21 protein-coding genes, 3 tRNA genes and 1 riboswitch are annotated in these 19328 nt (G+C 38.1%); of the genes, 7 read left to right on the top strand and 17 right to left on the bottom strand.

Translation table 11 applies throughout. The annotated features are described in order from the left end of the window. Positions 1 to 522: 522 nt before the first annotated feature. Positions 523 to 1719 (bottom strand): methionine adenosyltransferase, encoded by a 1197-nt coding sequence (metK, locus tag OR571_RS02785; RefSeq protein ID WP_282241322.1) that lies wholly within the window; start codon positions 1717 to 1719, stop codon positions 523 to 525. Between the two features lie 200 nt (positions 1720 to 1919). Continuing rightward, positions 1920 to 2037, bottom strand: a riboswitch (SAM riboswitch). Between the two features lie 190 nt (positions 2038 to 2227). On the opposite strand from metK, the gene pckA reads away from it, so the two are divergent. Next, positions 2228 to 3814, top strand: a complete 1587-nt coding sequence (gene pckA, locus OR571_RS02780) for a phosphoenolpyruvate carboxykinase (ATP) (protein WP_282241321.1) — start codon at positions 2228 to 2230, stop codon at positions 3812 to 3814. 46 nt (positions 3815 to 3860) lie between these two features. Here pckA and OR571_RS02775 read toward each other — a convergent pair whose 3' ends face one another. From OR571_RS02775 to OR571_RS02740, 8 genes are all read right to left on the bottom strand, one after another. Continuing rightward, positions 3861 to 4310, bottom strand: a complete 450-nt coding sequence (locus OR571_RS02775) for a hypothetical protein (RefSeq protein ID WP_282241320.1) — start codon at positions 4308 to 4310, stop codon at positions 3861 to 3863. Next, positions 4292 to 5101, bottom strand: a complete 810-nt coding sequence (locus OR571_RS02770; protein ID WP_282241319.1) for an alpha/beta hydrolase family protein — start codon at positions 5099 to 5101, stop codon at positions 4292 to 4294. The genes OR571_RS02775 and OR571_RS02770 overlap by 19 nt, the downstream gene beginning before the upstream one ends. Then, positions 5079 to 5552 (bottom strand): NUDIX domain-containing protein, encoded by a 474-nt coding sequence (locus OR571_RS02765; protein WP_282241318.1) that lies wholly within the window; start codon positions 5550 to 5552, stop codon positions 5079 to 5081. Before OR571_RS02765 ends, OR571_RS02770 begins: the two co-directional genes overlap by 23 nt. 50 nt (positions 5553 to 5602) lie before the next feature. Beyond that, entirely contained in the window at positions 5603 to 6253 is a 651-nt protein-coding gene (locus OR571_RS02760; protein WP_282241317.1) for a CPBP family intramembrane glutamic endopeptidase, read from the bottom strand. A gap of 147 nt (positions 6254 to 6400) precedes the next feature. Then, a complete protein-coding gene (locus OR571_RS02755; protein WP_282241316.1) occupies positions 6401 to 6562 on the bottom strand; it encodes a hypothetical protein in 162 nt (53 codons plus the stop codon). Next, positions 6546 to 6887: a transposase gene (locus OR571_RS02750; protein ID WP_282241315.1), complete on the bottom strand. Its 342-nt coding sequence runs from the start codon at positions 6885 to 6887 to the stop codon at positions 6546 to 6548. The genes OR571_RS02755 and OR571_RS02750 overlap by 17 nt, the downstream gene beginning before the upstream one ends. Positions 6888 to 6968: 81 nt before the next feature. Continuing rightward, positions 6969 to 7148 carry a putative motility protein gene (locus tag OR571_RS02745; protein ID WP_282241314.1) on the bottom strand — a complete coding sequence of 60 codons (180 nt, stop codon included), beginning with the start codon at positions 7146 to 7148 and terminating at the stop codon, positions 6969 to 6971. A 58-nt stretch (positions 7149 to 7206) separates the two neighbouring features. Continuing rightward, positions 7207 to 7665, bottom strand: coding sequence for a Dps family protein (locus OR571_RS02740; protein WP_282241313.1), 459 nt, complete (start codon positions 7663 to 7665; stop codon positions 7207 to 7209). Between the two features lie 98 nt (positions 7666 to 7763). Between OR571_RS02740 and OR571_RS02735 the strand changes: the two genes are divergently transcribed. The 3 genes from OR571_RS02735 to OR571_RS02725 all read left to right on the top strand — a co-directional run bounded on the left by OR571_RS02735 (position 7764) and on the right by OR571_RS02725 (position 9292). Beyond that, positions 7764 to 7886: a hypothetical protein gene (locus OR571_RS02735; protein WP_282241312.1), complete on the top strand. Its 123-nt coding sequence runs from the start codon at positions 7764 to 7766 to the stop codon at positions 7884 to 7886. A gap of 1 nt (position 7887) precedes the next feature. Further along, positions 7888 to 8121 carry a membrane protein insertion efficiency factor YidD gene (gene yidD, locus OR571_RS02730; RefSeq protein WP_142538867.1) on the top strand — a complete coding sequence of 78 codons (234 nt, stop codon included), beginning with the start codon at positions 7888 to 7890 and terminating at the stop codon, positions 8119 to 8121. A gap of 100 nt (positions 8122 to 8221) precedes the next feature. After that, entirely contained in the window at positions 8222 to 9292 is a 1071-nt protein-coding gene (locus OR571_RS02725) for a metal ABC transporter solute-binding protein, Zn/Mn family (RefSeq protein ID WP_282241311.1), read from the top strand. A gap of 24 nt (positions 9293 to 9316) precedes the next feature. On the opposite strand, the gene OR571_RS02720 is transcribed toward OR571_RS02725, so the two are convergent. The 5 genes from OR571_RS02720 to OR571_RS02700 form a co-directional block, all read right to left on the bottom strand. Then, complete coding sequence (locus tag OR571_RS02720; RefSeq protein WP_282241310.1) at positions 9317 to 10747, bottom strand: o-succinylbenzoate--CoA ligase; 1431 nt, start codon at positions 10745 to 10747, stop codon at positions 9317 to 9319. 62 nt (positions 10748 to 10809) lie between these two features. Next, positions 10810 to 11628 (bottom strand): 1,4-dihydroxy-2-naphthoyl-CoA synthase, encoded by an 819-nt coding sequence (gene menB / locus OR571_RS02715; RefSeq protein ID WP_142538870.1) that lies wholly within the window; start codon positions 11626 to 11628, stop codon positions 10810 to 10812. 2 nt (positions 11629 to 11630) lie between these two features. Next, the gene (menH, locus tag OR571_RS02710) at positions 11631 to 12452 is read right to left on the bottom strand and encodes a 2-succinyl-6-hydroxy-2,4-cyclohexadiene-1-carboxylate synthase (protein ID WP_282241309.1); all 822 of its coding nucleotides are present in this window, start codon (positions 12450 to 12452) and stop codon (positions 11631 to 11633) included. Beyond that, positions 12440 to 14152: a 2-succinyl-5-enolpyruvyl-6-hydroxy-3-cyclohexene-1-carboxylic-acid synthase gene (gene menD / locus OR571_RS02705; RefSeq protein WP_282241308.1), complete on the bottom strand. Its 1713-nt coding sequence runs from the start codon at positions 14150 to 14152 to the stop codon at positions 12440 to 12442. Before menD ends, menH begins: the two co-directional genes overlap by 13 nt. Continuing rightward, entirely contained in the window at positions 14145 to 15506 is a 1362-nt protein-coding gene (locus OR571_RS02700; RefSeq protein WP_282241307.1) for an isochorismate synthase, read from the bottom strand. Before OR571_RS02700 ends, menD begins: the two co-directional genes overlap by 8 nt. Before the next feature lie 159 nt (positions 15507 to 15665). Here OR571_RS02700 and OR571_RS02695 point away from each other — a divergent pair, with 159 nt between their 5' ends. From OR571_RS02695 to OR571_RS02685, 3 genes are all read left to right on the top strand, one after another. Continuing rightward, entirely contained in the window at positions 15666 to 16577 is a 912-nt protein-coding gene (locus OR571_RS02695) for a 1,4-dihydroxy-2-naphthoate polyprenyltransferase (RefSeq protein WP_282241306.1), read from the top strand. A gap of 170 nt (positions 16578 to 16747) precedes the next feature. Next, a complete protein-coding gene (locus OR571_RS02690; RefSeq protein WP_142538874.1) occupies positions 16748 to 17089 on the top strand; it encodes a P-II family nitrogen regulator in 342 nt (113 codons plus the stop codon). 19 nt (positions 17090 to 17108) lie between these two features. Next, complete coding sequence (locus OR571_RS02685) at positions 17109 to 18377, top strand: ammonium transporter (protein WP_282241494.1); 1269 nt, start codon at positions 17109 to 17111, stop codon at positions 18375 to 18377. A 503-nt stretch (positions 18378 to 18880) separates the two neighbouring features. Here OR571_RS02685 and OR571_RS02680 read toward each other — a convergent pair. The 3 genes from OR571_RS02680 to OR571_RS02670 form a co-directional block, all read right to left on the bottom strand. Further along, a tRNA-Glu gene (locus OR571_RS02680) sits at positions 18881 to 18952 on the bottom strand. 6 nt (positions 18953 to 18958) lie between these two features. Continuing rightward, a tRNA-Asn gene (locus OR571_RS02675) sits at positions 18959 to 19033 on the bottom strand. Positions 19034 to 19251: 218 nt separating this feature from the next. Beyond that, positions 19252 to 19323, bottom strand: a tRNA-Glu gene (locus OR571_RS02670). Positions 19324 to 19328: the final 5 nt, after the last annotated feature.

Raw genomic sequence — 19328 nt, 5'->3', positions numbered from 1 at the left:
CGGGCACGGCTTCAATCTCCTCGTCGCTCACGCTCCTGCGGGGCTTTCAGCTCGTGCTGTTCCCGCTGGAGTCGCCACCCTTTCGCTACAATCCAGTAGAGTTTGCTAATTACTAAGAAATAATGCACTAGATCTAGTACTACATTGTTTTTTCTATAGGGAGAAAACCTATGGTTAATTGAATAAGACATACTTTATAGTGATTATTAGTAGGTTCTATTGATTGGAGTGCAAGGCGGCGACTCCTGTGGGATTAGCGAGACAGGTGAGATCCCGCACGTAGCGTTAGCGGAGGAGGAGGCTCACCGCTCGCCCCACGGAAAGCGTCCTCCTGGAGCGGAAATCATGGCGAACATCTTAAAATCTTTACCGCGAGTTTCCCTAAACCACAATTAAATTAAAACATGCCATTCCTTATGCGACTTGATTCAAGTTATCCACATATCTAAATCCTTTATGAATTCCTAAACAATAAAAAAGCGATACTTCCCTAAATAACAAGGAAAGTATCGCTTTTAATTATTATAGGCCAGCTTTTTCTTTTAAAGCATCTGCTTTATCTGTTTTTTCCCATGGTGCATCGATGTCTGTACGACCGAAGTGACCATAAGCAGCAGTTTGTTTGTAGATTGGACGACGAAGGTCTAGCATTTTAATAATTCCTGCTGGACGAAGGTCGAATAATTCACGAATATACGCTACTAATTGTGCCTCTTCTACTTTACCTGTTCCAAATGTATCGACAGCAATAGATACAGGCTGTGCTACACCAATCGCATAAGCTAATTGAACTTCACAACGATCTGCAAGTCCTGCAGCGACAACATTTTTTGCAACATAGCGAGCAGCATATGCAGCAGAACGGTCTACTTTCGTCGGATCTTTACCAGAGAAAGCCCCTCCGCCGTGACGAGCATATCCACCGTACGTATCAACGATAATTTTACGACCTGTTAAACCAGCATCCCCTTGAGGACCACCGATTACAAAACGACCAGTTGGGTTGATAAAGTATTTTGTATTTTCATCGATTAAATGAGCAGGAACAATTGGATTGATCACTACTTCTTTTAAATCTTTTTGAATTTGTTCTAACGTTACTTCTGGATGATGTTGAGTAGAAATAACAATCGTGTCGATACGAACTGGATTATTATTTTCATCATATTCCACTGTCACTTGCGTTTTACCATCTGGGCGTAAATAGTCTAATGTGTCATCTTTACGCACTTCTGCTAAACGACGTGACAACTTGTGCGCTAAACTGATTGGAAGTGGCATAAGTTCCGGTGTTTCGTTACATGCATAACCAAACATAAGACCTTGGTCCCCTGCTCCAATTGCTTCGATATCTGAATCAGTCATTGATCCTTCACGAGCTTCTAACGCTTGGTCAACACCCATTGCAATATCAACCGACTGCTCGTCAATTGCAGTCAACACTGCAGAAGTTTCTGAGTCAAATCCGTATTTTGCACGAGTATAACCTATTTCTTTAATAGTAGAACGTACTACTTTTGGGATATCTACATAAGTAGACGTTGTAATTTCTCCTGCAACTAAAACAAGTCCAGTTGTTACACTTGTTTCACAAGCAACACGTGCATTTGGATCTTCTGTTAAAATTGCATCTAAAATAGCATCCGAAATTTGGTCACAAATTTTATCTGGATGCCCTTCTGTAACTGATTCCGATGTAAATAATCGGCGTTGTGTCATAGAATATTCCTCCTATATCCTGCGAGATTTCTCTCAAGAATTGATACGGTACTCATTCCCATGTCAAGCCATTTCAAATGGATTAAACTTGAAGCCGTTTCGGACTTGGCACACAAGGATAAAGGGCGATGTAATATAAAAAAGCCTTTCACTCACGTAATTTACATGAGGAAAGGCATTCATTTCATAAGCACCTTTCACTCTTATCAATCAAGGAATCACACCTTGTCTCAGGTTGGGCACCTTTGTAATACTAGAAAAAATTACAGGTTGCCGGGTTTCATAGGGCCTGACCCCTCCACCAGCTCGGGATAAGAGTATCCGTTCAATTTATCATCATACGGAAACACCAGACAAAAGTCAACAAAAAATACCGTAATTATTTAAAATGAAAATAAACATTCAATTAGTGTAGACTATTAAGTTAAATGTGTTATACTAATTCACATATCAAGTAAATACTCCTCCAAACAAGGAGGAAAAACGAAAAAAGGATGGTAAATACAATATGAATTCAATCGATACGGTGAGTGAACTGAACGAATTGCTAGCTGGAAATAATATTAGCGTACAATTATCAGTGCCGCAACTTGTGGAAAAAGCAACTTGTAGAGGAGAAGCTGTTTTAACCTCAACAGGTGCTGTAAAAGCAGAAACAGGTAAATACACAGGCCGTTCCCCAGAAGATAAGTATATCGTAGAAGAGCCTATCTCTAAAGACAAAATCGATTGGGGTTCCGTAAACCAACCTATCTCTCCAGTAATTTTTGAAGCACTATATAAAAAAGTAACGAACTACTTAAAAGAACAAGAAGAATTATTCGTATTTAAAGGATTTGCAGGAGCAGATAAAGAATCCCGTCTTGGCATCCAAGTGATTAATGAATTTGCATGGCATAATTTATTTGCCCACCAATTATTTATCCGTCCTACCGAAGAAGAGCTTGTAAATCATCAGGCAGATTTCACAATTGTAAGTGCACCTAACTTCAAAGCAGATCCAGCGATTGATGGAACAAAATCAGAAACATTCATCATCGTTTCTATGGAAAAGCGTATTGTATTAATCGGTGGAACTGAATATGCAGGTGAAATGAAAAAATCTATCTTCTCTATTATGAACTATTTGTTGCCAGAACAAAACATTTTTCCTATGCATTGTTCAGCAAATGTTGGAGAAGCTGGGGATGTTGCATTATTCTTCGGTTTATCTGGAACAGGGAAAACAACACTTTCTGCAGATGCAGGACGTAAATTAATCGGTGATGATGAGCACGGTTGGTCAGATAATGGCGTGTTTAATATCGAAGGTGGCTGCTATGCAAAATGTATCGACCTTACTCGTGAAAACGAACCGCAAATCTTTGACGCTATTACATTCGGAACAGTTTTAGAGAACGTAGTAGTAGATCCAGAAACTCGCGTGGCGAACTATGCAGATGATTCATTAACAGAAAATACGCGCGCAGCATATCAAATTCAAAATATCGATAACATTGTAGACCCATCAGTAGCTGGTCATCCAAATACAATTGTTTTCTTAACTGCTGATGCATTTGGCGTACTACCTCCAATCAGTAAGTTAACTAAAGAACAAGCAATGTATCACTTTTTAAGTGGGTTTACTTCTAAATTAGCAGGAACTGAACGTGGAATTACATCTCCACAACCAGCATTCTCTACTTGCTTTGGTTCTCCTTTCTTGCCATTACACGCTACTGTATATGCAGAAATGCTTGGAAAGAAAATTGATGAGCATGGTGCACAAGTGTTCCTTGTAAATACAGGATGGACTGGTGGAGAATATGGTGTTGGTAGCCGTATGAAACTAGCTTATACACGTACAATGGTACGTGCAGCAATCAACAACAAGTTACGAAATGTAGAAACTACGACAGATGAAGTGTTTGGTCTAGAAATTCCTACTGAAATCGAAGGAGTACCAGCAGAAGTGTTAATTCCACGTAATGCATGGGAAGACAAAGAAGCATATGACGTGAAAGCAGCAGAACTAGCACAAGCTTTCCGCAAAAACTTCAAAAAATTCGGTACAGTATCAGAAGATATTGCCCTTAAAGGCGGACCATTAGCATAATAATCAAAAAGAGGATGTCCCATTTATATGGTGACATCCTCTTTTATTAATCTGCATTTTCATCATAAAAATGGGTTGTAGCTGATGAATTGAATAAGGAAATGAACTTCTCCGCATTTTCCTCATCTACTTTGTATAAAATAACTTCTGATCCGTAATGACCTATTTCTAATCGTTCATCACCGTCTTTGTTGAAGAACATCATGAACCATTTTAACCCGCCTTTTGGATCGATGGAGTTATTTCTAAAATAGGTATGATTTTCATCATTTAAATTAACTGTGATGATTTTGATAAGCCCTTCATTTAAAATAGAAATCGCTTTCGGTCTCAATTCTTCAATTATTTCCTCTTCTTCTTTCCAGCAGTGAATCACTACATCCTGAAAAGTATTCGTATAGTTATCCCAAAGATCCTCCCAAAAACTCGTATCCATTGCAAATGATGACTTACCTTCAATACTCATTGATTCGGTGTTTACAATGACATTTCCCAATTTCTAACTCCTCTCTGTTTTTTCATCCATGCGCATGCATCCTTCACCACTTGACGATTTACTTTGCTCGGAAAATAGTGGGTGAATTCAGGAAAGTACCATGTTTCTACTATTTTGTTATTCCCTATAAGTTCTTTTTCTAACATTTCTGCATGCTGTTGGGAAACATTAATATCCATTTTCCCATGAATGATCAGTGTGGAAGCTTGTATTTCAGCTATTTTAAGTAAGGCATCGCGCTCCTCATAAGCTTCTGTTTTATTTGTTGGAGTACCACCTATCACCCTTTTCATCATTCTTCGCATATCCAAGCGTTCCTCGTAGGTTAGATAAATATCGGATACTCCTGCCCATGTGACAATCGAAGTTATATCATTTCGTAAAATGGCAGTCCATAGCGCCATAATACCGCCACGAGAGAAAGCGAAGATATGAATTCTAGACGAAATGCAAAATTGCTTTAATATATCTACTGCATAAACAGCATCCAATCGATCCTCACCTGCAAACTCGTCCCTTCCCTCGCCGCCACGATTTCCGCGATAGTAAGGTGCAAAAACAGTAAAACCTTCTGAAGCGATCTGGGCGATTCGAGCAGGTCTTACCATACCAATACTTTGCATACCTCCCCGCAAATACAATATCCCATCATACGTTCCTTCTCTTTTCGGGGACGCAAGCATTCCTTTCACTCGCAACCCACAAGACCAGTATGTAATTTCAGTTAAATCGATATGTGGATTTGGAGAAGGATATTTTCTCATCTTTTCAATCGTTCCATTTTCCTTCATACATTTTCACCTTCTCTAACATTGCTTGCATACCCTGATCTTGCATATGAAAGCTCAAATTTTCGGAGCCGGAAAGTTCATCCATCGTCAACCACATTGCGCCATCTGTTTCATAATTAGCTCTCTCTTCATGAATATACCCTATGTTTGCTATAAATACCGCCTTACAAAAGGGATTTTTCTCATGCACCATATATTCGGCAAACCATTCAAGATTGTCTATTTCTACATTTGTTTCCTCTAATACTTCACGTATTGCTGCTTCCTTTAATGATTCATTTTCCTCCACTTTACCGCCAGGAAACTCAATACCTCGAATTGGATGTTTCGTTAAAAGCCACTTTCCTTTATATTTTGCTATTACTAATACATGCATCGGCTTAATAGGAAGTAGACCTTTTTCAAAGGAAAGTTCTACTTGTATACCATTTAAATCTTGAAAATTAATCATTCTTTATCCCTCTTTTTGTTTACTATTCAAAAGTTTATCACAGAAGAAATCTAAAGAATAATATTCCAGTACACAAGCATAATTCCAATATCCGCTAAACAGTGACTAATAATAGGCGCTGTAATTGAGCCTAGCTTAATACGAAATATTCCCCACATGATCCCTGCTAAAAATACAGGAATTACTGCCAACACATTAAATGGAAAACTAAATATTTCCTGTACGACAATCAGATGATACATACTATAAAATATAGCCGTAATCACAACCGCTAAAACATTTCCTAATTTTAGTGATATTCTCCCATACATAAATTCTCTCCAATAAAGTTCTTCTAATATAGGGTTAATCAACGCTAATACTAATACGAGTATAATTACCTTCGTTCCACTAAAATCCCATCTTTCTAATAACTGCTGTAGTTGTTTAATATCTATAAGGGAAGATTGGAAAACAATTACGAAGCCATAAATGGAAATTAAACAAATTAATCCACTTATAATTCCTACCAAAATATTTTTTTTCGAGAAAGCAAGTTGTAAAGACGAACTTTTTGTTCGTTTCCAGGAAGCAACAAAAAGCGGTATAAATAACAACCAACCGTAAAATAGAAGAAAAGTAATAAGAATATTTTGGAATACAGAAAGGCCAATATAGATAAAGACAGTTGGCATTATGAGTAATAAACCTTGTTTAATCATGCTTCCTCCTTAGAATTACAAGCTTTAGCTTATTTCCATGTCTGGAAACTTAACTGGAATCCACTTATAAGGATGCCTGCATTTTCCTTTTCATTTTACCATATGTATGAAAAAAGACTTAGCAACGATGCTAAGTCTTTCCATTGACTACTCCTTCTGTTCATCTCGTTTATAATGCTCATTTCCCTCTTCGCGATTTTGAGCAATATTCTGTTTTGCTTTAATTTGGGGATTTAGGTTTAACAGAGAACTTACATTACGATAAGTGGTAGGATTTTCGTTACCTTTTCGGTTAATATTTTTGCTCAACGGTCTCTCTCCTTCTTGGGGTAAAATAGGGAAGCTGTTCGACAAACTTTTTAGATTCTTCATCTCCAAATTCATGAATGAGCGCATATAGCTTTTTCATTCTTCTATCGTATTGATCATTTTCTTTATCGAAATGATAACTCTTTATCGGTATATGCGCTCGCCAAAAATTGCTGATTTCTACACTATCTAATTGATTGAAAAGCATTCTAAATACAGGAATAATTTCACGATTTACCGTAATTTCAAATTCCCATGGGGATTCGTCGGGGTACAAATATAATTGTTGGTTTTTGACCGATATATATACTTTGCTTAAAGTCATTTACACACATCCTTTTCAAATAGTATGTGGGCAAAATAAAAAAACATGCACCTAAAATAACTGGTACATGCTTTTCTTTTCTTACGCTTGAATATCTAATACTGTTCCTTTGTAAGGATGAGGAGCAGCAGTTTCAGGCATATCTTGTAGCATTTGAACTGCAGCTACGGTATCCATATTCATGGCATTTTGTAAAACGCTCATTTGAACCGTTTGCTGTAGTTGTATGAGTTGCGAAGACATGATGGAGTTTAAATCCATAAAAACCCCTCCTTTACATCCTTTTTATCGGTAAGCAGATATATACTCTACATAGGTTTTATTTCTTAGTTTCGTTTTTGTCACCTAAAAATGCATTCAGCATCCATTGATGTTTTTCTGTTTTTTGATAGATAGCGTTCAGCATATCCTCTGTCATATCATCTTCTTCTTTTGCTGCTTCATCCATTCCTTTTTTGAGCGATTTCATAATCTTATCAAAATCTTTTACAACAGCTTGTACCATTTCATCAGCGCTTTCTTTGTTCTTTGCTTCTTTAATATCCGAAAGCTCCAAGTGTTCTTTTAATGTTGCAACAGGTGCCTCACCTAAAGTTAGTAAACGCTCGGCAATTTCGTCCATATTTAAAGTTGCTTCGTTATATAGTTCTTCAAATTTAGCGTGTAATGTAAAGAAAGAAGGTCCCTTCACATACCAGTGAAAATTATGTAACTTTGTATATAATACCGACCAATTTGCTACTTGTTTGTTTAATTCCTTATTTAATGCTTCTGACATAAATTTGCCACTCTCCTTGAAAAAATAGTTGCTTTCTCTTTTAATATACCTCTTTATTACTTACAATAAACTTAAATACAATATATGGAGTGAATAAAATGGTTTTTTGGATTTTAGGTGCAGCAATTTTACTTAGTATAGTGGGATTTGCATTTGTATATAAACTAGCGATGAATGATAAATCTTCTACTGTTGACCCTAAGCCAAAGGATGCTCAATGATATGAAGCAAATTATTATCGCTATTTTCCGCTTTTATCAAAAATTTATCTCTCCTTTAACACCACCAAGTTGTAGATTCTATCCCACTTGCTCACACTATGGTGTAGAAGCAGTACAAAAACATGGGGCGATTAAAGGCGGTTACTTGACGATTAGAAGAATATCCAAATGTCATCCTTTTCACGAAGGTGGCATTGATCCGGTTCCAGACGAATGGCCTTTGAAGAAAAAATAATTCAAAGGCTATTTTTTCTTGCTTTTTTTTTGATTAGTCTTGTATGATGTAAAAGTTAAATCTTTTTAAAACGTAACGATTACTATTTAGGAGTGAAAATATGAAAAAAGGTCTTCTATTATTTTTAGTATTCCTGCTTGTTTTATTCACGGCAGCTTGTGGAAATGAAGCGAGTCAAACAGAAACAACGCAAGAAAAAGACGATACATTACAAGTGTACACAACGGTCTATCCGCTTCAATATTTTACCCAAAGAATTGGTGGAGAAGCAGTTAATGTTCAATCTATTTATCCAGCTGGAGCTAATGAGCATACATTTGAGCCTACTCAAAAAGATATGATAGCACTTGCTGATGCAGATTTATTTTTCTACATAGGTTTAGGTTTAGAAGGTTTTGTCGATAATGCAAAAAAAACATTAGCGGATGAGCATGTGAAAATGATTGCAACAATTGATGCTGTTCCTGAAGATCAACTAAATGCTAGTGATCATGATCACGAACATGAGGAAGCTACTGAAGAAGCTCATGAACACGAGCACGATGAGGCTACGGAAGAAGCACATGAACATGAGCATGAAGAAGCTACGGAAGAAGCTCATGAGCATGAAGAGGCTGCGGATGAGGGTCACGAAGGTCATGACCACGGAGATACAGACCCACATGTTTGGATTTCACCGAAAATTAGTCAAAACCTAGCTCTATCTATTAAGAACTCACTTGTAGAAGCTGCTCCTAAAGAAAAAGAAACATTCGAAAAAAATTACGAACAATTAATCGAAGAACTACAAAAACTAGATCAGGATTTTGAAGAAATGGCACAGGAAGTACCGAACAAAACATTTTTTGTTTCTCATGCTGCATTCGGATATATAGCTAACACATATGGTTTGGAGCAAATTGCAGTAGCTGGGTTAAACTCACAAGATGAGCCATCGCAAAAAGAATTGACAAAGTTAATCGACTTAGCAAATGAAAAAAATATCAAATATATTTTATTTGAACAAAACGTCTCTTCTAAACTGACAGAAGTTATTCAACAAGAAGTTGGTGCAGAAAGCTTAGTATTACACAATTTAGGTGTGTTATCGAAAGAAGATGTTGCGAATAATGAAACCTATTTCACGCTTATGCAAAGAAATTTAGACACGTTAAGAACAGTATTACAATAACAAAAAACACTTAGAATTTATTTTCTAAGTGTTTTTTATATGATTGAAAAATTCTCTACGCAGCAACTTATTCGACGCATTACGCGGCAATTGATCTACAAAATAATAGTCTACTGGCTGTTTGTAAGAAGCTAGCTGCTTTTTCATAAACGCCCTTAAGCCTTCTTCAGTAATTTCCTCTTTTAATACAACAAATGCGGCAGGTACTTGCCCCCATTTGTCATCCTGCCTTCCAGCCACACCAGCTTCTTTAACTGCAGGATGTTTTACCAAAGCTTGTTCTATTTCTGCAGGATATATATTTTCTCCTCCAGAGATTATTAAATCAGAACGCCGATCAACGACAAATAAATAACCTTCCTCATCCAAGTATCCTATATCACCGGTATGCAACCAACCATCTACTAAAGGATGTTTTTGTTCCGCTGCTCCAACGTAGCCTTGTGTTACATGCGGCCCTTTTATACAAATCTCTCCGATTTTTTCTTCACCATCAATACGTACATCCGCAAAGAAAAGTGGTTTACCAGCAGAGCCTAATTTGATAATGGCATCCTCACTTGCTAACGTTGTCGTCTGGGACGCAGTTTCTGTCATGCCATATGTTTGTAGCACAGGAATATTTCGTTCGATTGCTCTCTCTAAATAATTTAGGGGCACTGGACCTCCGCCAACAAGCATCGATCGGAATGTATGAGGAAAAGAAAGTTCTCGCTCCTCTAGTACGGTTAGCATTCTTTCTAATGTAACCGCCACAACAGACATTCTTGTGACAATACCAGATAGTATCTCTTCTACTGCAGCCAAAGCGTCAAATTTCGCATGAAGGTTGACTGTCATTCCGTATATTACAGAACGCATTAAAATCGAAAAGCCGCTAATATGAAATAATGGCACCGTACATAACCAACAGTCGTTTGGTTGGACACCTAGATTGAGGGCTGATCCAGTCGCATTCATTAAATGGTTTTCAAGCGATTGTCGCACCCCTTTAGGTCTTCCAGTCGTACCGGAAGTATACATAATTGTTATCGTACGTTCTTTAGGCCACTCCTCCTCTACTTCAAAAACGGTTTGCTCAGCGCTTTCAATCTCATCGAAAGACCATTTCTTTGCAAAAGATAAAGTTCTTTTTGCATGATCATCAACCAATAAATAATCGGGTTCACTATCTGCTAGTTGATAGTTCAATTCTTCTTCTGATAATCGTTCATTTAACATAACAAGCTCGCAACCAATTTGCATACATCCATGCGAAATCATTACTAGCCTTGCATCAGAAGAGGCTAATATAGCTACTCTCATACCGCGTGTGATACCTTTTGTATGAAGCCTTTCTGCGTATTTAGTTGCTTCCTTTGACAGTTGCGCAAATGTCCATTCCTGGTCATTAAATCTTAAAGCAACACGATTCGGAGTCAAGCTCGCTCTTTTCAACAATAAATTCGGATACATATGTATTAATCTCCTTTAGAAAAAGCTGCCCCAAATCAGGGCAGCTCATACTGTTTAGGCAATCACGGAAAACGTGGGAATTGACCAAAATCAGGCTTACGTTTTTCTTTAAATGCATCGCGACCTTCTTTTGCCTCATCCGTTGTGTAATAAAGAAGTGTTGCGTCCCCTGCCATTTGTTGAAGACCTGCTAAACCGTCTGTATCTGCATTCATCGCTGCTTTTAAGAAGCGAAGTGCAGTTGGGCTCATTTCTAGCATTTCTTCACACCATTGTACAGTTTCGTCTTCTAGTTGTTCATAAGGAACAACTGTGTTAACTAATCCCATATCAAGTGCTTGCTGAGCATCATATTGACGGCATAGGTACCAAATTTCACGTGCCTTTTTATGTCCAATAATACGTGCAAGATAACCTGAACCATAACCAGCATCAAATGATCCTACTTTAGGTCCTGTTTGCCCAAAGCGAGCATTATCAGCAGCAATAGTTAAGTCACATACTACATGTAAAACATGACCTCCACCGATTGCATAACCAGCTACCATTGCAACAACTGGTTTTGGAATAACACGGATTAAACGTTGTAAGTCTAGGACGTTTAAACGAGGAATTTCGTCTTCTCCAACGTATCCACCATGTCCACGTACTTTTTGGTCTCCACCTGAACAGAAAGCATGCTCACCTTCACCTGTTAAGATAATGACACCAACATTTTTATCATCGCGTGCGCGTGAAAATGCATCAATCATTTCCATTACCGTTTTCGGACGAAATGCATTTCGCACTTCAGGACGGTTAATAGTTACTTTTGCAATACCATTGTAATACTCATACTTAATGTCTTCATATGTATGTAGCGTTGTCCATTCACGAGTCATCTTTATTCCTCCTCTAAAATAACTTTCTTTATTATTGTAGCAAAGATTTTCGGTTTTTCCACATGAATTGCATGTCCAGTATCTTCTATAACCTCTAAATGCGAGTTTGGCAACTCCTGTTGCATTCGTCTAGCAATTGCACAAAACTTTACATCCAGCTCTCCAGTCACTAATAATACCGGGATTGTTATATCACTTAGCATTCCCCAATAAGAAGGTTGCACTCCTGTACTAAATCCTTTCAAACTATTGCTAAGACCAACTGCTGACTGAGCAAGTCTTTCCTTACGAATAATTGCTTGCTTTTCAGGAGACAGCTTTTTTTGCGTTTGGAATAAAGGTATATTCCCCCAAAAGTCAACGAAAGAAATAACCCCTTCTTTCGTAATACGTTCTGCAAGCAACTCATCCGACAACTTTCTATTCTGTCGTTCCCCATCGTCTGCGAGGCCTGGAGAGCTACTCTCTAGTATTAATCTATCTACAGGATATTTAGCCGTATAGGCTAACGCTAAGCGTCCTCCCATCGAGTAACCGACAAGCGTAAAATGAGTCCACTCCAATTGTTGAAAGATCGCATGAAGGTCTTCTATTTGCTCATCGACATTATAACGGGCAGAATCTACTGGCTTATCTGTCTGTCCATGCCCGATTAGATCAATTGCCAATACTTCAACCGAAGAAGGAAGATAGCTAATTACTTCCTCCCAAGTACTACTAGAACCTGTAAATCCATGTAAGCAGACAACTTTATTAGTAGCTCCGATATTATATCGCTTGATATGCATATTGATCGAACGAACCATCCTATTTATACTTTCCAACTAGAATCTAACTCCTCCGAAATACCCGTCCATAATTTTTGATGCTTTTCTGTATTGACTTGTCGATTCGTAAATACTTCTATAATACGGATATCTGTCGTCTTAGGCTGCATCAACGCTTGTTGGAATGCTTCCTTCGTATGTACAGCATCATACTGGGCATCATACATAGCTGCAATATGTGAAAATTCTAAACCAGTAGGTGTTCCGAATAATTGCTCAAAATAATGTGTTTCGGTTGACTGCGATAAATAAGAGAAAATACCTCCTCCATCATTATTCATAATAACAATTGTACAATTTGTTTGATGGAATCTACTCACAATTAGCCCATTCACATCATGTAAAAAAGCAAGATCGCCTATAAGCAAATATCCAGGTCGATTGGTTGCAGCTTGAACGCCTAATGCTGTTGATACTACTCCATCAATTCCGTTCGTCCCTCTATTTGCATATATTTGAACATCTTTCTTAGTTTTATTGAAAAAAGTATCTACATCACGAATCGGCATGCTACTGCTAGCAAACAAATCTACCCCATCAGGAAGTGCTTCAAACAATCTACCCGCCAATGCACCTTCATCTTCCTCGTTCGCTATATAAGCATGTATATGTTTTGTCGCGATATCATTCGCCTTTGACCAATTGTGTAAATAACTAGAGGCTTGTTTTTCTTCAATCGGTATCCATAAAGTATTTGTCGCTACTTGTACATGATGCGTTACCGCATGAATAGAATCACGGAAAAGTGGACTTTCATCTACTACTATAAATACTTCTGGCTTGCACGCCTTCAAAAATAAGGTAAGTGGCTTCGAAACAGGCTGCGCCCCAAAACGAATAACAACATTCGGAATAGCGGTTTGTTTAAATGCATCGTTTTTCAAGAGTGCATCGTATTGATCAATACATAATTCCATACAATCATCTGGTATCGATGTTCGTAAGTTAGAAAGTGGATCGACTACTACAGGCCACTTGACTGTTCGTGCAAATTCCCAAAAGCCTTCCGTCGAATGTATAGAATCTCCGACAATAAGTAATCCCTTATCTTCGCGCATTAATAGATCTATATACCACTCAGTAAAATCACTACTTGGGACAAGCTTCCCTACTTCTGATATTTGCATCTCAGTTATAGGTAATGACTGCTCCATATTTAACAATAGCGGCTCTCTAAAAGGCACATTTATATGGACTGGTCCCATTGGTGCTGACTTCGAAGTGGATACTGCACGATGAATATGACGCTCCATAAAGGTTAAACCTGCTGTATCTACTTCTGGGAGCGGAAAGTCAACAGACCATTTGACATGCTTACCAAACAGATGTATTTGATCGATTGCTTGCGGCGCTCCGACTTCCCGTAATTCATGTGGACGGTCTGCAGTCACCACAAGTAATGGAACCCGTGCGTAAAAACCTTCCACAATTGCAGGGAAGAAATTCGCTGCAGCCGTTCCAGAAGTGCAAAGAAGCACAACTGGTTCCTTTGTTGCTTTAGCAATACCTAATGCAAAGTAGCCAGCCGACCGTTCATCTGTCTGACGATAAAATGCAAAGCCGTCGCTTTTTGCAAAGCCATAAGCAAGAGGTGTGGATCTGGAACCGGGACACATTACAATATGTTTAACACCTGCCTGTTTAATTGTTTCTACAAATTGATTTACATAGGATGTTAAATACTCGATGTTAGTCATTCATATTTCCTCCAAGCGTGCGCAGCATTGGTCTAAATTTCACACGCGTTTCTTCAAATTCTTCCATAGAAGAGGATTCTGCTACAATTCCGCCGCCCGCATATAAATACGCATATTCATTTTCGATTAATGCTGAACGGATGCCGACCGCAAACTCGCCGTCCCCTTCTGTATTGATCCAACCAATTGGAGCTGCATAATAGCCACGATTCATTTGTTCGGATTCACGAATTATGCTAATCGCTTCTTGACGCGGTTCGCCCCCTAAGGCTGGTGTTGGATGTAAAGCTTGTACTAATTCAAATAAAGAGGAATCCTTTTTCAAATGCCCCTCGATCGGCGTATATAGATGTTGGATATCTCTAATTTTCATAAGCTTTGGTCTTGGTGGTACTTTCAATTCTTTACAATACTGCTCAAATACTTTACGAATCATATCCACTACGTATTTATGTTCGCCTAAGTTTTTAGGATCCGCAAGAAGCGCTTCCCCTAATGCTTTATCTTCCACTGAATTTTTACCACGTTTAACAGAACCTGCAAGTCCCGCAGACTGCGCTTTTGAGTTTTCTACTTTCACTAGCCGTTCTGGAGTCGCTCCAAAAAACATCTGCTCCCCATTTTCTAAACCAAATAAATAACTCTCTGGTTGTTCCATGGCAGCATGATAAATTGCTGTTGCTGGAGAGAAATTCTTATCAAACATTAACTTAAGAGACCGAGCAATTACTACTTTATTCACTTCATCCTCACGAATCCTTTTTGTTACATCTTCCACCGCATGTAAATACTGCTCTTTTAATCGATCTTCGCGTTTTACTAATGCTGGTTTGGAATGAGTTTGAAGTTCTCTTACTTGGGCAGTGTGTATAAGCGCATCTCTTTCCACCCGTAACCGTTCAAATATATCCGCGCTCTCTTCCTCGTTTGTAATATAATGAATGCTTACAAATGCTCTATCTTGTTGAATTACTAATTGGAATGTCGCCACTACAAAGAATGCTGACGGAAAATTGTCCCATTCAGATGTAATGGTGTTTTTAGGATCAAATGCAAATCCACCAAATAAGATTGGCGAAACATCTACTTGTTCTTTAACTAAAGCATTACATAGCTCTTTCCATTTAGAATCGATGTCCGCATATCGATTATCTGTTAAGTTATTTGCAATGGTATGCGCATGACCTAAGCCAACAAGCGTCAATGTTTTTTCTTTGTTTTGCCAAAAAAATCGTTGGCCTTTATATTTTTCATCTCCCGCTTCAAAAAAAGCATGAGCTGATAATCTGGATACTTCTATTGTTTCTGTATAAAAACGTAATGTTGTTTGCTTTTGACCGGTGGTTTTCGGCATTAAAATTACCTCCGTATTAATATCTTGGTGTTAATCATGATGTTTTCTTTTTTATTTCTCTACCCTTTATCATACAACTTTCTACACTTTTCGGCACACATTTAGCAACGAATATATGCTAATATTGATAATGGATTGTTTAAAAGGAGAGAAAATTTTATGTCACATGAACTACAAGCCGACAAAGGTTGGCGCGTCTGGTGGAAATTAACAAGACCCCATACATTAACCGCTTCATTTGCTCCCGTATTTTTGGGAACGATGATCGCACTCTATTACACTAATATTAACTGGCTATTATTTTTAGCAATGTTAGTTGCTTGTCTTTTTATACAAGCGGCTACTAATATGTTCAATGAGTATTATGATTTTGCTCGCGGACTTGATAGTGTAGAATCCGTGGGTATAGGTGGAGCAATTGTGCGAAATGGTGTTAAACCGAAAACAGTAATGCAGTTAGCATTGCTATTATATGGACTTGCTGGATTACTAGGTATCTACATTTGTTATAAATCCTCTTGGATGTTACTTATTGTTGGTGCTGCTTGTATGCTAATAGGCTATCTGTATACTGGTGGACCTTATCCTATCGCCTATACACCATTTGGTGAATTTTTTAGTGGTGTAGTAATGGGTATGCTTATTGTTTTAATAGCGACTTTCATCCAAGTTGGTTCTGTCCCTAATTTTGCCATCTTGCTTTCTATTCCAAGTGCACTACTTGTAGCTGCGATTATGCTTTCAAATAATATCCGAGATCTTGAGGAAGATACAAAAGGCGGCAGAAAAACGATGGCGATTCTTGTAGGTAGAAAAAATGCTATTACAATTTTGGCTTCTTATTTTATCATATCTTATCTTTGGATTGTAGGCTTAGTCTTACTACAAATTATTACACCATGGTCATTACTCGTTATATTAAGTATAAAAAAACCATTGCATGCGATTAAACTATTCAGAGAAAAAGATAATCCACTTGAAGTAGCTCCTGCTATGAAAGATACAGCACTGACTAATACTATTTTCGTTTTCCTTTTAGGAATAGGTTTATTAATCGGTTACTTCTTATAAGAAAAGCGCAAGAAGAAAAAGAAACAATTTTCTTCTTGCGTTTTTTTATGGCTATTTTAAAAGCATCATTAATTCATGTTATATAAACTAACATATTTTTCAGAATATCATTTACATTTTATATTTTTTATAATATGATGTTATATATTCTTACATTAGGAGGATGCAAAATGAAAAAAATTGAAGCAATTATTCGCCCAGATGTATTTTCGGAAGTTCGTCAAGCACTTGCATTAGAAGGGATTGACGGGCTAAGCGTGACAGAAATTGCCGGTTGCGGCCGCCAAGAAGGACGCACTGGATTATTTCGTGGTAACAACTATGAAATGGAATTTCATACAAAATTGAAGCTTGAAATGGTCGTAGAAGATCATTTAGTAGAGAAGCTGGTAGAAGCCATTTTGAATCACGCATCTACTAATGAAGTTGGTGATGGAAAAATATTTGTTTTACCAGTTGATGAAGCAATCCGTATAAGAACAAAAGAACGCGGTGCAGTTGCCGTAAACTAAAGGAGAGCGTTTTATGACAATAGAAATGGTTCAACGTTCAATCGACATGTTGTGGATGATGTTAGGTGCTATATTAGTATTTTTTATGCATGCAGGATTTGCAATGCTCGAAGCAGGTTTTACTCGTTCTAAAAATACACTGAATATTTTAATGAAAAACTTTCTTACAGTATCGCTTGGCGCTCTTCTATATTTCCTCGTAGGGTTTGGTTTTATGTTTGGTGAATCTCTCTTTGGTGCAATAGGTACGGATGGCTTTGCACTATTTGGAAGAGAGGATATGGGTTTCTTCGTTTTCCAATCCGTTTTTGCAGCCACTTGTGCAACCATTATTTCAGGTGCAGTTGCTGAACGAATGAAGCTATCTTCTTATTTACTTTTAGTAGTAGCAATGACTGGAATTATCTACCCAGTTGTAGGCCACTGGATTTGGGGAGGCGGATGGTTAGCTAAACTTGGTTTTATTGATTTTGCAGGTTCTACAGTCGTTCACTTAACAGGAGCAATCGGAGCTTTCGTAGCAGCAACACTTTTAGGTCCACGTCTCGGAAAATATAGCAATGGGAAAGTGAATGTTATACCTGGTCACAGTATTCCTCTCGGTGCTTTAGGCGTTTTCATCTTATGGGTTGGCTGGTTTGGTTTTAATGGAGCAAGCACCTTAGCTGCCGACCCTACTCTTGTCCCTCAAATTATTGCAAATACTTTATTTGCTGCTTCTGCCGGAGTTTTATCTACCGCTTTTTATACGAAACTAAGATTTAAAAAATTGGACGCCTCTCTTACTTTAAACGGTGCACTAGCAGGTTTAGTAAGTATTACGGCTGGTGCTGCTAATGTCTCTCTCATGAGTTCTATCTTAATTGGTTTACTTGCAGGTATTATTATGACAGAAGGAGTTCGCTTCTTAGATGTTATATTAAAAGTCGATGATCCTGTTGGAGCAATAGCAGTTCATGGGATAACTGGGATTTGGGGAACGATAGCTGTTGGACTATTTGAAACTTCAAGTGGACTCTTTGTAGGTGGAGGAGCGAGCTTGATCGTTGTTCAGATATTAGGAATTTTAGCTGTTATTGTTTGGGTTTCTATTACTGTTTCCGGCTTTTTGTTTGCCGTAAAAGTATTTAGTCCGATTCGTGTATCCAATGAGGAGGAAACTGCTGGACTTGATTTTGTAGAGCATGGTTCCCAAGCCTATGAACTGAACGATGTATTTCCTGGCATTAGCACAAAAACAGAAGGATTTGCTCAACGCTTAACGGAACTAGGAAAAGCTACTAATTAGGGTTCTCATTCTTCTGAAGACAAAACAAAACTGCTAAAGTACCTACCTCTGGACAATTTAGCTTATGGGAACGATTAAATGGTATTACGCAGAGAATAGGGAAACTGCTTGGTAATAAGTTTGAAGGAAGTGGCCAATGGGAATTGCACAGCGGTGCTTTGCTTTCCGCGGGCTAGTCTGCCTCGCTTTCCCGCAGGGGTCTCGCGCCGCCGCGCTAAATCCCTCCAATTGTGTAGTTGCAGAATTAATGTTTCTAATAAATGGATAATGACAACCAAACAGTTGTCGAAAGCAACCAATTTTCATAAAACAAGTTTACTTGGATTGAGATGCCGATAACTAGCGCGTAGTTTCCTCGTAACTTGAAGTCCTATACCACGATAAAATTAAAGCATGACATTCCTTATGATTTTTTTAAAAAGTTCCCTCATGTCTAAACCTTTTATAGTTTCCTAACCAATGAAAAAAGCATGCTTCCTAATTGGAAACATGCTTTTTTATAATGACCCCTACGGGATTCGAACCCGTGTTACCGCCGTGAAAGGGCGGTGTCTTAACCGCTTGACCAAGGGGCCAAACATTGGCTCCGAAGGTAGGACTCGAACCTACGACCAATCGGTTAACAGCCGATTGCTCTACCACTGAGCTACTTCGGAATAATAATAATGCTAAATTGGACTAAAAGCATTGACCTCAAGTTTTTAGGCGTACGCTTTAATCAGGAGACTAATAGACCTCTTATTAAAGGTATAGAGAGAAAAAATTGAACTCTCATTAAGTTTTACAGAACTAGAAAAAGCTACTTATTAAATGATATTAATCACTCTTAAAGATTGAAAAAAGCATGTTTCCTAATAGGATACATGCTTTAAAATGACCCCTACGGGATTCGAACCCGTGTTACCGCCGTGAAAGGGCGGTGTCTTAACCGCTTGACCAAGGGGCCAAACA

Source organism: Psychrobacillus sp. NEAU-3TGS (assembly GCF_029955155.1).
Classification (GTDB): Bacteria; Bacillota; Bacilli; order Bacillales_A; family Planococcaceae; genus Psychrobacillus.
This window is presented reverse-complemented; position numbering and strand designations above follow the sequence as displayed.